Source organism: Microbulbifer sp. NBRC 101763 (assembly GCF_040371615.1).
GTDB classification, from domain to species: Bacteria; Pseudomonadota; Gammaproteobacteria; order Pseudomonadales; family Cellvibrionaceae; genus Microbulbifer; species Microbulbifer variabilis.
Window position 1 is genome coordinate 324280 of the sequence record NZ_BAABQV010000001.1, and the last position, 13162, is coordinate 337441.

A 13162-nucleotide genomic window follows, 5' to 3' on the forward strand; every position below is an offset into this window, starting at 1 on the left:
GAAGAGCAATAGATCCTTTTGGGCAGGTTGTTAAATAGCAGCAAATTCCCGCATCAGGCGTTCCATTAGGGTCTGTAATTTTGTAGATGATGCATCGCGTACTGCGCTATTGAGAAGCTGCGCGTTGCTCTGTCCTGACTCTGCATCTGCATTAATCAGCAATAGAAACCCGCGGTGGGTCAGTACAGTTTCTTCTGCCGCTTCCTGGCGAACCAGCTGGGAAAAAGTAATATAGCCACTTTGCTTTAGCCAGCTGATTGCTCCCAGGCAGGCCAAATGACGTGGCGAATGTAACCCGAATTCATCAGGGCTATCGGGCCCGGCGATGTCCTCAACATAAATTGTTGTGGGTAGGGGAAACTGGCCGAACAGTGCCAGCAGAATCCTGCCGGCATCCCGGTAGAAATCGTGAATATGTAAATCGTCCAACATCAGCGGGAATATCGCTCCAGAAAGTAGCCCAGGCGGGTCATCGCGTGGGATAGGTCATCTGCCCTTGGCAGGAATACGATGCGTAAATGATCCGGTGCATCCCAGTGGAAAGCGCTGCCCTGTATCAGCAGAATTTTCTCCTGGCGTAAGAACTCCAGCACCAGCTGCTCATCATTTTCGATCTTGTGGTGATCGAGGTTCAACTTGGGAAATAAATAGATGGCGCCGCTGGGTTTAACGCAACTTACTCCCGGAATGTCATTTAGCATCTGATGGCCCAAGTCCCTCTGCTGGCGCAAGCGTCCACCGGGTAGCACGAGATCGTTGATACTCTGGTAGCCACCAAGGGCTGTTTGTACAGCAAACATTGCCGGTACATTGCCACATAGTCGCATGGAGGCAAGTATATCCATGCCTTCAATAAACCCTTTAGCGCGATGTTTCGCGCCGCTCACTATCATCCAGCCGGATCGAAAACCGGCTAAGCGATAAGACTTGGAAAGACCGTTGAAACTCAGGCAGAGCACGTCTGGAGCCAATTTGGCCATTGGGGTGAACTCGGCATCGTCGTAAAGAATTTTGCTGTAAATTTCATCGGCGAAAACGACCAGGTTGTGGCTGCGTGCCACTTCAACGATATCCTCCAGTAGCTCCCTTGGGTAAATGGCGCCAGTAGGGTTGTTGGGATTAATTACGACAATGCCGCGGGTACGAGAGGTAATCTTTGATTTAATATCCTCGATATCCGGCAACCAACCTGATTCCTCATCGCAGCGGTAGAGTACTGGTGTGGCACCGGTGAGGTTGGTGGCCGCCATCCAAAGAGGATAATTGGGCATGGGCAGTAACAGCTCATCACCGTTATTGAGCAGTGCCTGGGTAGCCATGGAAATTAGTTCTGAAACACCGTTGCCCAGGTAAATGTCGTCAATATCAACGCCCTGGATACCCAGGGTCTGGCACTCCTGCATAATGGCTTTACGCGCAGCGAAAAGGCCCTTTGATTCGACATAGCCCTGGGCTTGGGAGAGATTATGGATAACATCCTGGATAATCTCATCAGGAGCGTCGAAACCGAAAGGGGCGGGGTTGCCGATATTCAACTTCAGGATTCGGTGGCCTTCTTCTTCCATCCGGTAGGCCTGCTCCATGACAGGGCCGCGGATCTCATAGCAGACGCCGTGCAGTTTTTCAGATTTATGGATGTCCTTCATGGTGGTTCGGCAGCCCTGTAGCTTGGCAGGAGCGGCCCTGGGCCGCGTGCGAGCTGCGCGAAAGCCGGGAAGTTCACTGGCGGCGATTGCCGCTCCTGCGGGAACTGGTAAAAATGGAACAAGAGAGTATGTCAAAACCAAAAGACGATAACTACTGGCGCGATAAGCTGACAGATGAGGAGTTTGAGGTATGTCGCAAGGGGGGGACAGAGCCACCATATACCGGCGAATATTGGGATGTTTTTGACGAAGGCGTTTATCGTTGCAAGTGTTGTGGCGAAGTTCTGTTTGATTCCGGAGCGAAATTTGAGAGTCACTGCGGCTGGCCCAGCTTTGATGCAGAGTTTGCCGAGGGGATAGTGCGAGAGCTCCCTGATAACAGTTTCGGTATGCAGCGAGTGGAGGTGCTTTGCAGCAAGTGTGACAGTCATCTCGGGCATATATTTGATGATGGCCCTACAGAAACCGGGCTGCGTTACTGTATTAATTCCTTATCGGTAAAACTGGATAAAGGCAGCGGCGAGGAAGGGGAAGAAGAGTGATTGAAAAACACTGGAGTCGCTGGCTGTTGTGGGCCCAATGGGTGCTGCTCAGTGCGATTGTTCTGGCCGGGCTCGCGCTGAGATTTGGGCTGCTGCACTTCAGTATGGCTTTCAAGGTATTTACCTACGCCGGTGCTGCGGCCCTGGCGATCGCCTTGGTCAGCTTGTTGATCTTTGTCTGGGGGGTACGTAGTAACAGCGCCGTGACCCGTAGTAATGCGTTGTGGGCAGTATTGCTCGGCCTACTGCCGGTGGCAATTCCGCTGATCACGGTGGGCAAGGACAACTTTACTGTGCCGAGAATTCACGATATCACCACTGATACCCGTAACCCACCCCAGTATCGTGTGGTGCCGGGCCTGCGTAAGCCGGGGGAGAACAGTGCGGAATACGGAGGGGAAGAGGTGGCAAGGTTGCAGCGGGAGGCCGATGTTTATGGCGATATCTATCCCTTGCATGTGCACCTGCCGGTCGAGCGCACTACTGAACTGGCCGCTGAGGTGGCTAAGGAGCTTGGCTGGAAAATTGTTTCCTACGAGCCCAGTAATGGCCACCTCGAAGCCGTGGATAGAACTCTGTTGCTGGGATTTACGGATGATATTGTTGTGCGAGTCAGGGCGGAAAGTGACGGTAGCTCACGAGTGGATGTCCGGTCCAGCTCACGGGTTGGGGTGAGTGACCTTGGTGCCAATGGAAAGCGTATCCGAGAATTTCTGGAGGAGTTGCGCCTGCATGCAGTCAGTGCGGCGAACAGTGCCGTCTCCCAGGGCCGGAAATCTGTTCCCTCGAATCCACCGGGTTAGGTAAGTGCCTGACAATAAAAGAAAAAAATTTTAACTCGGGTGTTGACAGCACCCTGAACGGTACATAGAATGCGCCCCACTTCTGACGCAGAGCTACACTTTAAAACGCAGCGATGACGACAGAGGTGATTCTGGGTCCCCATCGTCTAGAGGCCTAGGACACCGCCCTTTCACGGCGGTAACAGGGGTTCGACTCCCCTTGGGGATGCCACGCGGGAATAGCTCAGTTGGTAGAGCGCAACCTTGCCAAGGTTGAGGTCGCCGGTTCGAACCCGGTTTCCCGCTCCAAGTTTCACGCTTCACGAGTAGATCTCTAGTCCGCTCGGGAAGTATCGCCACAGAGAAATCCGTGGCCACTGCCATGGACAGCATGGCAGCACAGGGCCGAAAGGCTGCAGTGCAAGTTTCTGTCCCCATCGTCTAGAGGCCTAGGACACCGCCCTTTCACGGCGGTAACAGGGGTTCGACTCCCCTTGGGGATGCCAATACGACCTGGCAGCAATGCTGCCGGGTCAAATTGCGGGAATAGCTCAGTTGGTAGAGCGCAACCTTGCCAAGGTTGAGGTCGCCGGTTCGAACCCGGTTTCCCGCTCCAAGTTTTGCTTTACAGGGTGATGTTCAGGTCATATCTGGAGAGTGAAGTCACTGGAATACCAGTGGCAATGCCATGGACAGCATGGCAGCACGGGACCGACAGGTTGTAGTGCAAGTTTCTGTCCCCATCGTCTAGAGGCCTAGGACACCGCCCTTTCACGGCGGTAACAGGGGTTCGACTCCCCTTGGGGATGCCAATAAGGCCCGGCAGCACTGCTGCCGGGCCAACCCAAAGCGCGGGAATAGCTCAGTTGGTAGAGCGCAACCTTGCCAAGGTTGAGGTCGCCGGTTCGAACCCGGTTTCCCGCTCCAAATAAAAAGCCGCTCAATCGAGCGGCTTTTTAATTTTCCGATATATTGCTTCTTAATTTATCGCTTGTGCCAGAGCTTTTGGGACTGTAAGCGCGCGCCTGGACTTTCGGCAATTGCCAGGCTGGGCCACACTGTCAAATCCCAGTATTCCACCGGTTGAATTCCTTTGGGCAAGCGCGTTGAATGGCGCCTCCAGTAACGGGAGTGAGAGATGACCGCCGCGCTATCTATCCAGAATCTGCAAAAGACCTATGAAGGTGGCTTCCAGGCCCTGAAGGGCATCAGCTTTGAGGTGCAGCCAGGGGATTTCTTTGCCTTGCTGGGCCCCAACGGTGCGGGGAAGTCCACCACCATAGGCATTATTTGTTCCCTGGTGCGCAAGAGCGCCGGGAGCATCTCTATTTTTGGGGTTGATATCGATAGTGATTTTCCAGCCGCCAAGCGTCTATTGGGCGTGGTACCGCAGGAATTTAATTTCAGCCAGTTCGAGAAAGTATTCGATATCGTGGCCACCCAGGGCGGCTTTTATGGGATGCCGCGCAAGTTGGCGGAAGAGCGCACTGAAAAGTACCTCAAGCAACTCGGACTTTGGGATAAGCGGGCTACCCAGGCTCGTATGCTGTCCGGCGGTATGAAGCGCCGCCTGATGATCGCGCGGGCCCTGATCCATGAACCCAAATTATTGATTCTCGATGAGCCCACCGCAGGGGTGGATATCGAGCTGCGCCGTTCCATGTGGGCTTTCCTGGAGCAGATTAATGCACAGGGCACCACTATTATCCTCACTACCCACTATCTGGAGGAGGCAGAAAGCCTGTGTCGCAACATTGCGATCATCGACAAAGGTACGATTGTTGAGAACACCTCAATCAAGTCCTTATTGAAGACCCTCAATCGTGAGACATTTATTCTCGACTGCAGTGAATATCTGGAAAAGGCGCCGGGGCTTTCAGGGTTTGAATGTCATCTGTTGGATAGCCACTCCCTGGAAATCACTGTCGAGAAGGGGCAGTCGCTGACAGAGGTTTTCATTGAGCTTAAAGCCCAAGGCGTTACTGTGACCAGTATGCGTAATCGTGCCAACCGCCTCGAGGAGCTGTTTATTTCCATGTTGTCCGAGGAAAAAATGGAGGGTGTGGACGAGTGAGCAGCAGATTAACCTGGATCTCCTTCAGCACAATTTTCCGGCGGGAAGTGCGTCGCTTTATGCGTATATGGCCGCAGACACTGGTGCCGCCAGTAATCACCATGTCATTGTATTTTGTGATTTTTGGTTCTCTCATTGGGAGCCGAATCGGAGATATGGGGGGTTATCCCTATATGGAATTTGTGGTGCCGGGTCTGATAATGATGTCGGTAATTACCAATTCTTATGCCAATGTTGTGTCCTCTTTTTATAGTGCCAAATTTCAGCGCAGTATTGAGGAGCTTTTGGTATCACCCACTCCCAATTGGGCGGTAATGGCTGGATATGTACTTGGCGGCGTGGCGAGGGGCTTGATTGTCGGCTTGATTGTCACCCTGGTGGCGATGTTTTTTACATCGCTCAGTGTTGAGCATGTTGGCGTTACCATAGCTATCGTTTTCCTGACCGCAGTACTTTTCTCTTTGGCCGGGTTTATTAATGCTATCTACGCCAATAGCTTCGATGCTATTTCTATTATCCCCACCTTTGTATTGACCCCGCTCACATACTTGGGGGGTGTTTTCTACTCTATCGAATTGCTTTCGCCCTTTTGGCAAGGGCTGTCAAAGCTCAACCCGATTCTCTATATGGTGAATTCTTTCCGCTATGGGATACTGGGAGTTTCAGATATCAACGTGGCTTGGGCTTTTATTGGGGTTTTGGTATTTATTGCACTTCTCGCCAGTTGGGGGCTCTACCTGATGAGTCACGGCAAGCGATTGAGGCATTGAGGTTGATTATGAGCAGAGAAGATTGGCAGAACCTCCCGCTGGGTCGGGAAACCACTTACGAATCCACTTATAACCCGCAGTTGCTGCACCCAATTCAGCGTTCCATCTCCCGCGCGCAGCTGGGCCTGTCCGCGGGGGCCCTGCCATTTTTTGGTGAGGATGAATGGTGGGGCTTTGAGCTCTCCTGGCTGAACCCGAAGGGTAAGCCGCAGGTTGCAGTAGCGCGATTTAGCTTCCCTGCGGAAAGCCCCTGTATGGTTGAGTCCAAGTCGTTCAAGCTGTACCTCAACTCCTTTAATCAGAGTAAATTTGAGTCTTGGCGATTGGTTCAAGATACCTTGGCAAAGGACCTGGGCGAAGCTGTTGGAGCTGCGGTTGAGGTGAATCTCCTGGATGTGGAAGATGCTGCCCTGGCGGTAGAAAGACCGCAGGGCTTTTGCCTGGATGACCTGGATATTGCCGTGGAGCAATACCAGCCGGCCCAATCGCTACTCGCTTTGGAAGGAAGTGGGGAAGATGTCAGTGAAACCCTCTACAGCCACCTGTTGCGTAGTAACTGCCCGGTTACTGGCCAGCCGGACTGGGCCACGGTTATGGTGGAGTACAAGGGGCCGGCGCTGAAAAGAGAGGCGCTGCTGGCCTACATTGTTTCTTTCCGTGAGCACCAGGATTTCCATGAGCACTGCGTAGAGCGGATATTCTGCGATCTGCAGCAGTTGGCGGAATTTTCTGAGCTGACGGTATGTGCCCGCTATACACGTCGTGGTGGCCTGGATATTAACCCATTGCGTTCCACACGTATTGAGAAACCGCTGCCACCGCGTTTCGCCCGCCAATAGTAATTTCTCTAGCTCTTATAGGCCTGGCACTAGCTGGGCCAGCTAAAGGCGCTTTTCTCCTTTTTATTTCCATCAATTGGCCAGCTTTGTAAAGGCTGGTACAGGATCAATACCAGTATTTCAGAGTCTTGAACTACGCTTTCTTGAATAAAACTGTGGGAAATATGCATCAGCTGCTGAAATAGCACTTTTAATTTGAGCAGGCCGGGCCCGAGGGAGATGGAGTCAAGCCTTAGATATGGAAATCAATACACAATCCCCTGCGCTTCCTGCTGTGATTGTGTTTGCCATACAGGCTCTTTTTGCCCAGTCTTCGATTGCGCAGGTATATGTTGAGGCGGATCAGTTACTGCGTGTTATCGAGGATCAGCAGCGTCAGCTGGAAGAGCAGGAGGCACAAATCCAGCGGCAAAAAGCGGCTCTTGATGCCCTGCGCCAGCAGGTGGAGGAGCTGCGGCGCGCAATCCCCCAAGACCCTTCACCCCCTCCTCGCATAAAAAACCATCCTCCCGAAATTTCACCCTCTGAATTGGAAGCGGCGATCGCCGAAGCACCAACAGACTGGCCAGGCTCAATTCAGGTAACTGGGACTGAGCTACGGATCAAGATAGGCGGCTTCGCGGAGCTGGATGCCAACTACGACACTGGTGCAATTGTGAGTCCGGCTGAATTTACTACCAGCGCTATTGTCACCAGTGACAGAACCGCAGCCGAAGGGGAGGATGGGCAGACCAATGTCAGTGTGCAGGTTTCGAGGTTAGAACTCGAGACCAAGATGCCCTGGGGGGGGAGGCAGATCAAGACTGAAACGACAATGGATTTCCTCAGGGATACCACTATTGCCGAGCCAATTTTACAGTTGCGTAAGGCTTATGGTCAGGTCAGCGATATCCTACTTGGTGGTGATTTACTGATCGGCCAGGACTGGTCCACATTCACTAATCTTAATGCCTGGCCAAACACCCTGGATTATGAGGGGCCAAATTCAATGCTGTCCCTGCGGCATCCTATTGTGCGTTGGCATCGCAAATATCACCCAACACTTACTCTGGAAGTTGCTTTGGAGGCGCCCGATGAGCGAGTGTTTGAGGGCGCTGTAGAAGTTTCTCGTTGGCCTGATGCGGTAGTCGCTGTTATCTCCCAGACGGACCGTTTTAATTTTCAAGGCAGTTTTATAGTGCGGGATTTACGTGGCAGTGGGGAACCACAATCCGCTGTTTCAGATACCGGGTGGGGAGTGAATTTGAGCGGTGTTATAGATATGCCTGGGCGCTTAGCTCCGGATTTCATCACATACTCCTTAAGCTTTGGGGCGGGATATGGGGGGCTCCTGAACGATTTTCCTGCAGATGCCTCTTATGATTTTTATGAAAACCGGCTGGAGGCGATTCCAACACTTGCCTGGTACATCGGCTACCAACATTGGTGGAGCCCTTGCCTGTATACCGTCGCTACCTACGGATTGGTACAGCAGGATAATTTCGACTTTCAGCCTGGCTTTGCATTCCGGGAAACTCAATACAGCAGTATTAACCTGACATGGACTCCGACACCGCAATGGTTATTTGGTGTGGAGGCTCTCTACGGTACTCGGGAGGATAAGGATGGCGCCTACGGTTCGGTTTGGCGTACCCAATTCACTAGCCGAATTTCTTTTTAAGGGGATGGCCAGTGGTTATTAGAGGAGTTTTACTTCTGGCCTTCCTGTGTGTGTACAGCTGCCATTCTGCGAGAACCATAGTTATTCATAGCTGGCATTCTCCATATATAAGTGCACGCCCTCTGGGGAAAACTCTGGTATTGACCTACACAACGGTACCTCGTCCAATCGTTGGAATTCATGTTGAAGATGTTTGGATTGATGAATTGAGCCGCTACGAGATACAGGCCTACTCCTGGAGTGATTTTGCAACGGGGCACGAGGTCCCATCCATGGAAGAGGTCGCCGAAGTGCTGGCAGCTTATCAATTCGATACGCTGTTAGTAACACAGCTAAGTGAGTTCAAACATTTGAACCGGAATATCTCTAACTCCCAGGTTGCCATAGTGGAAACCCGGCTCTATGAGGGCCCGAGTGAGGAGCTGTATTGGTCATTGAAAACTGAAACCTTTCTGGTGAATTACATTGACGGAGAAATTCGTCGGCCACGGGAGGGGGATGCTCTGGAGTATGTGGAGACGGTTCTTCAGGAAATGATGAAGGATGGTGTTTTCTAGGGGGATAACTCTTCAATTGCCGATTAAATGTAATCGTCCGCCAGAAACTTAGCCCAGCAGGAGAGTACACGAGGTTAAAGAATATTTTAATCAGCTATTCTGGTGAGACAAGTCGTATAATAGTGCCCGGTGAGTACAGGGAGTACTTGGCTATAAATCGTAGGGTGTCGCGACTGTTTTAGTGTAACCGGTAGCCTGAAATGGGTGCCAGCGAGTCCTTTCGTCGGTAGGCTTTACAATGGATTGGAAAGTTGACACGCCAATGGGGTTTTCTCAGAACTTTATACAGTTTTTTAGGTGGTTTTCTCACTTTTTTCCCCGGCCAGTATTGGCTCTGCCCGTTATTCTTTTGTTTTTACTGAATGCCAATCCCGCCTTTGCATCCGAAAGCTTCCTGATGCCATTGGGTCCAGTGGCACATGAGCAGAAAACCCATTTCTTCTGGGCTACAGCCCTCACTATGGTGGCTGTGTTGCCCGTTTTTATTTTGGTGCCAATTATTTTATTTAAATACCGACGCAAAAAAGGTACCGGTATTTATACGCCCAAATGGGAGGTCTATGGCCCGCTGGAAGTCGTGATGTGGGGCGTGCCTTTCCTGGTTATTCTGGTGCTCTCGGTCATGCTTTGGCGTGCCACGATTAGCCTGGATCCTTACGAGGAAATTCAAGGAGTGGTACCGCCTGTTAAGGTGGAAGTGGTGGGGCTCGATTGGAAGTGGCTGTTTATTTATCCCCAGCTGGAAATCGCCACGGTGGGGGAGTTAGTTGTCCCGGTACACACACCGGTATCTATGACTCTCACCAGTGATACGGTGATGCAGTCTTTTCTCATTGCAGCGTTGGCGGGACAAATTTATGTCATGCCAGGAATGACGACCAAGTTGAATTTTATTGCCACCAAGCTTGGGAAAACCCAGGGGGAAAACACCCAATTTACCGGGAAAGGTTTTACTGACCAAAAATTTGATGTGTTAATTAAGAATGATGAGGATTTTCAGGCTTGGGTAGCACAAGTTCGCGCCTCAGGTATCCCGTTGAATGAGGATACTTACAATCGCCTGGCGACACGTACCACCCGTGAGGAGGCGCACAAAGAACTGGCCACGGCGCAAATGCCTGCCCAAGCCATTTATTTCACTCTCCCAGATGCCAGTCTCTTCCAGGATATAGTGATGCGCTACCACTCCGGTAAACCCCTCAGTATTGAGGAGCAGCCCGGCACCGAGAAATTTGGACGGGATAAGGAAGTGGAGGGCGCGCAACCATGAATGAATACGGTTGGTTGGGCAAACTAAACTGGGACTCCCTTGTTTTCAGTAAATTAATCACCGATCCCTCGGTGAGCGAATTTGTCGCCAGTACCGCCGGCAGTATCGTGATTATTGCCACTGTCGCAATTCTCGGCTTGCTGACCTGGTTCCGGGTATGGGGCACCCTCTGGTCCGAATGGCTTACCAGTACTGATCACAAAAGAATTGGCATCATGTACATAGTGTTTGCACTGGTAATGATGACCAGGGGGCTGCTGGAAGGAATGGTAATGCGGGCGCAGCAGGCTGCCGCGCCAGATGGTTTTCTCTACGCCGATCACTTTGCCCAGCTATTTAGTACCCACGGCACCATCATGATATTTTTTGTTGCCGTACCTTTTGTGGTTGGGTTGGTTAACTATGCGATGCCATTACAGATTGGTGCACGGGATGTTGCTTTCCCTGTTCTCAATCAAATCAGCCTGGCAGTTACGGTTGCATCTGGAATTTTATTAATGGTTTCCCTGGTGGTAGGGGAATTTTCCACTGGCGGTTGGTCTGCTTATCCACCTTATACCGGAGGGGATTTTAATCCAGGTGTCGGGCCCGATTATTGGATATGGGCCATTGTGTTCTCGGGTGCCGGTACCACCCTCACGGGTATTAATTTCACCGTTACAATCATCAAATGTCGCGCTGCCGGAATGAAATTCTTCCGTATGCCGATGTTTTGCTGGACGGTACTTTGCTCCTCTATTTTGATGATATTTGCCATGCCACCCTTAAGTGTGGCGGCGTTGATGCTGGGTTTCGATAGATACCTGGATTTCCACTTTTTCACCAATGATCTCGGTGGAAATATGATGAACTATGCCAATCTGTTTTGGCTGTTCGGGCACCCGGAAGTTTATTTGTTAGTGCTACCGGCCTACGGCATATTTTCCGAAGTTTTCTCTACCTTTTCTGCAAAGCGCTTGTATGGCTACAAGTCTCTGGTGATCGCCACTATGAGTATTGGTGTGTTGAGCTTTACTGTATGGCTGCATCACTTCTTTACCATGGGTCAGAGCCCCACAATTAATATTGTGTTTGGTATTGCCACCATGTTGATTGCAGTTCCTACCGGAGTGAAGGTCTACGATTGGATGGCGACCATGTACCGGGGACGAATCCGTTTTACCACGCCGATGATTTACTCCATCGGGTTTTTGATTTTATTTGTAATTGGTGGTCTATCCGGTGTGATCCTGGCTAATCCCACCGTGGATTTCCAGGTACACAATACCTTGTTCCTGGTGGCGCACTTCCACAATGTTTTAATTCCGGGCGTGCTGTTTGGGTTGCTCGCCGGATACAACTATTGGTTCCCCAAGGCTTTTGGTTTTCGTCTCAATGACAAGCTTGGGCGCTGGTCGGCATTCCTTTGGGTTCTCGGTTTTATGCTGACGTTTTTCCCACTATATGGTGCTGGCCTGTTGGGAATGCCAAGGCGTTCCTTCAGTTATATGGACCTAACTTTCAAACCCTACATGCTGGTTGCATTTGTTGGAGCCATGGTGGTTTTGTGCGCATTAATCAGCTTGGTGGTGCAATTGGTGGTCAGCCTGAGAGACAGGGATAAAAACCGTGTTCCAGTGGGGGACCCGTGGGATGGCCGGTCTCTGGAGTGGTCAATTCCTGCTCCAGCGCCTTCTTACAACTTTGCCGAACTGCCGAGGGTCACTGATCGGGACGAGTTTACCGAGGCCAAGGAACAGGGGCGCGCTTATCTGGCGCCAAAAGTCTACCGTGATATCGAAGTGCCAAAAAATAATCCGCTGGGTTTTCTCCTCTGTGTGTTGAGCGGCATCCTCATGTTTGCGCTGGTTTGGTATATCTGGTGGCTGGCACTGATATCCGCTGTGGCCATTATTGTTGCAGTAATAGCCTCCACTTTCCGTTGGGACAGTGAACGGGTAATCCCAGCAAGCCAGGTGCGGGAAGACACGGAAAAGTGGCTGGAGCAGGTGAAGAAGAGCAGGGCGGTTGGCAGGGATTTGGAAAATACCCCTGCCAATGTTGGGTACGCCAAGTTGGAGCACTAGGCTGACAAATGAACGGAACCCCTTCGACCAGTAACCCCAGTGTAAACCCAGGCCAGGTGCCTGGGGCGATTCACAAAGACCCGGATATGGTGATCTTTGGGTTCTGGGTTTTTATGATGAGCGACCTCATTTTCTTTGGGGTGGTCTTCGCCATCTATATCACCATGATTGGGGCTACCGCAGGTGGTCCTGGACCAAGGGAATTATTCGATTTTGGCAGTTTATTCGCGCAAACCATGTTGCTGCTTACCAGTAGCCTTACCGTGGGCATTGCAACTGTCACCATGAAGCACCAACGCAGCCAGGCGAGCTTTCTGTTCTGGGTGGTGGTAACCCTAATTTTAGGGTTGGGCTTCCTGACATTGGAGCTCTACGATTTCTCGCAAATGGCGGCACAGGGTGGTGTGCCCCAGCGCAGTGGCTATTTATCAGCTTTCTTTGGCCTGGTGCCCTTACACGGCTTACATGTCAGCTTCGGCTGTTTATGGATGCTGGTGTTGATTGTGCAGATATGCAAAGTGGGTATGCTGGATATTATCAAGTTGCGCTTCCTGCGCCTGGCCCTTTTCTGGCACTTTCTGGACTTGATCTGGATCGGGATTTTCTCGGTTGTCTATTTTGGCGGATGGGTATATGGCTAATAAATCCGGTTACGCGGCCCATTTACGTACCTACCTAACCGGTTATGTTCTGTCGGTAGTGCTTACCATTGCGGCATTCTGGGCAGTTTTGGCAGTGGGGCGGGAAAATAAAAGCGTACTTATTTTGGTTGGTTTGCTTGGGGTAGCTCAACTGGCAGTGCAACTTAAGTGCTTCTTGAATGTTACAACACAAAAAGAAGGACGGGACAACCTGGCCTTGGTCCTTTTTTCAACCCTGATTCTGCTGATCATTGTGGTAGGTACTGCATGGATTATGGGGAACCTGGCTGTGCGTATGCATACCACTATGTAAAG

At 51.3% G+C, this 13162-nt stretch carries 13 protein-coding genes and 6 tRNA genes; 17 read left to right on the top strand and 2 right to left on the bottom strand.

Translation table 11 applies throughout. The features are described 5' to 3' along the window. Positions 1-30: 30 nt before the first annotated feature. Complete coding sequence (locus ABWV76_RS01540) at positions 31-432, bottom strand: hypothetical protein (RefSeq protein WP_020414720.1); 402 nt, start codon at positions 430-432, stop codon at positions 31-33. Next, positions 432-1646 carry a pyridoxal phosphate-dependent aminotransferase gene (locus ABWV76_RS01545; RefSeq protein WP_282951111.1) on the bottom strand — a complete coding sequence of 405 codons (1215 nt, stop codon included), beginning with the start codon at positions 1644-1646 and terminating at the stop codon, positions 432-434. Before ABWV76_RS01545 ends, ABWV76_RS01540 begins: the two co-directional genes overlap by 1 nt. A 128-nt stretch (positions 1647-1774) precedes the next feature. On the opposite strand from ABWV76_RS01545, the gene msrB reads away from it, so the two are divergent. From msrB to cyoD, 17 genes are all read left to right on the top strand, one after another. Continuing rightward, complete coding sequence (gene msrB, locus ABWV76_RS01550; RefSeq protein WP_353375050.1) at positions 1775-2188, top strand: peptide-methionine (R)-S-oxide reductase MsrB; 414 nt, start codon at positions 1775-1777, stop codon at positions 2186-2188. Next, positions 2185-2991, top strand: coding sequence for a DUF1499 domain-containing protein (locus ABWV76_RS01555; protein WP_353375051.1), 807 nt, complete (start codon positions 2185-2187; stop codon positions 2989-2991). Before msrB ends, ABWV76_RS01555 begins: the two co-directional genes overlap by 4 nt. Positions 2992-3126: 135 nt before the next feature. Beyond that, positions 3127-3202 (top strand) — tRNA-Glu (locus ABWV76_RS01560). A gap of 1 nt (position 3203) precedes the next feature. After that, positions 3204-3279, top strand: a tRNA-Gly gene (locus ABWV76_RS01565). 121 nt (positions 3280-3400) lie between these two features. Next, a tRNA-Glu gene (locus ABWV76_RS01570) sits at positions 3401-3476 on the top strand. Between the two features lie 34 nt (positions 3477-3510). Further along, positions 3511-3586, top strand: a tRNA-Gly gene (locus ABWV76_RS01575). A gap of 120 nt (positions 3587-3706) precedes the next feature. Then, positions 3707-3782, top strand: a tRNA-Glu gene (locus ABWV76_RS01580). A 39-nt stretch (positions 3783-3821) separates the two neighbouring features. Continuing rightward, positions 3822-3897 (top strand) — tRNA-Gly (locus tag ABWV76_RS01585). 211 nt (positions 3898-4108) lie between these two features. After that, positions 4109-5044 (top strand): ABC transporter ATP-binding protein, encoded by a 936-nt coding sequence (locus ABWV76_RS01590; RefSeq protein WP_020414724.1) that lies wholly within the window; start codon positions 4109-4111, stop codon positions 5042-5044. Beyond that, the gene (locus ABWV76_RS01595) at positions 5041-5814 is read left to right on the top strand and encodes an ABC transporter permease (protein ID WP_020414725.1); all 774 of its coding nucleotides are present in this window, start codon (positions 5041-5043) and stop codon (positions 5812-5814) included. The genes ABWV76_RS01590 and ABWV76_RS01595 overlap by 4 nt, the downstream gene beginning before the upstream one ends. 8 nt (positions 5815-5822) lie before the next feature. Continuing rightward, on the top strand, positions 5823-6653 hold the full coding sequence (gene queF, locus ABWV76_RS01600; protein ID WP_020414726.1) for an NADPH-dependent 7-cyano-7-deazaguanine reductase QueF: 831 nt from the start codon (positions 5823-5825) through the stop codon (positions 6651-6653). Positions 6654-6891: 238 nt separating this feature from the next. Further along, on the top strand, positions 6892-8313 hold the full coding sequence (locus tag ABWV76_RS01605) for a DcaP family trimeric outer membrane transporter (RefSeq protein ID WP_020414728.1): 1422 nt from the start codon (positions 6892-6894) through the stop codon (positions 8311-8313). 11 nt (positions 8314-8324) lie between these two features. Continuing rightward, a complete protein-coding gene (locus tag ABWV76_RS01610; RefSeq protein WP_353375053.1) occupies positions 8325-8870 on the top strand; it encodes a hypothetical protein in 546 nt (181 codons plus the stop codon). A 238-nt stretch (positions 8871-9108) separates the two neighbouring features. Next, positions 9109-10140 (top strand): ubiquinol oxidase subunit II, encoded by a 1032-nt coding sequence (locus tag ABWV76_RS01615; RefSeq protein WP_353375054.1) that lies wholly within the window; start codon positions 9109-9111, stop codon positions 10138-10140. After that, positions 10137-12206 (top strand): cbb3-type cytochrome c oxidase subunit I, encoded by a 2070-nt coding sequence (locus ABWV76_RS01620; RefSeq protein ID WP_353375055.1) that lies wholly within the window; start codon positions 10137-10139, stop codon positions 12204-12206. Before ABWV76_RS01615 ends, ABWV76_RS01620 begins: the two co-directional genes overlap by 4 nt. Before the next feature lie 8 nt (positions 12207-12214). Further along, a complete protein-coding gene (locus tag ABWV76_RS01625) occupies positions 12215-12847 on the top strand; it encodes a cytochrome c oxidase subunit 3 (protein ID WP_020414732.1) in 633 nt (210 codons plus the stop codon). Next, positions 12840-13160, top strand: a complete 321-nt coding sequence (gene cyoD / locus ABWV76_RS01630) for a cytochrome o ubiquinol oxidase subunit IV (RefSeq protein ID WP_020414733.1) — start codon at positions 12840-12842, stop codon at positions 13158-13160. Before ABWV76_RS01625 ends, cyoD begins: the two co-directional genes overlap by 8 nt. Positions 13161-13162: the final 2 nt, after the last annotated feature.

Coding starts and splice junctions, on each gene's coding strand:
- ABWV76_RS01540 (WP_020414720.1), bottom strand. CDS start 432: ATGTTGGACGATTTACATATTCACGATTTCTACCGGGATGCCGGCAGG.
- ABWV76_RS01545 (WP_282951111.1), bottom strand. CDS start 1,646: ATGAAGGACATCCATAAATCTGAAAAACTGCACGGCGTCTGCTATGAG.
- msrB (WP_353375050.1), top strand. CDS start 1,775: ATGTCAAAACCAAAAGACGATAACTACTGGCGCGATAAGCTGACAGAT.
- ABWV76_RS01590 (WP_020414724.1), top strand. CDS start 4,109: ATGACCGCCGCGCTATCTATCCAGAATCTGCAAAAGACCTATGAAGGT.
- queF (WP_020414726.1), top strand. CDS start 5,823: ATGAGCAGAGAAGATTGGCAGAACCTCCCGCTGGGTCGGGAAACCACT.
- ABWV76_RS01605 (WP_020414728.1), top strand. CDS start 6,892: ATGGAAATCAATACACAATCCCCTGCGCTTCCTGCTGTGATTGTGTTT.
- ABWV76_RS01615 (WP_353375054.1), top strand. CDS start 9,109: ATGGATTGGAAAGTTGACACGCCAATGGGGTTTTCTCAGAACTTTATA.
- ABWV76_RS01620 (WP_353375055.1), top strand. CDS start 10,137: ATGAATGAATACGGTTGGTTGGGCAAACTAAACTGGGACTCCCTTGTT.
- ABWV76_RS01625 (WP_020414732.1), top strand. CDS start 12,215: ATGAACGGAACCCCTTCGACCAGTAACCCCAGTGTAAACCCAGGCCAG.
- cyoD (WP_020414733.1), top strand. CDS start 12,840: ATGGCTAATAAATCCGGTTACGCGGCCCATTTACGTACCTACCTAACC.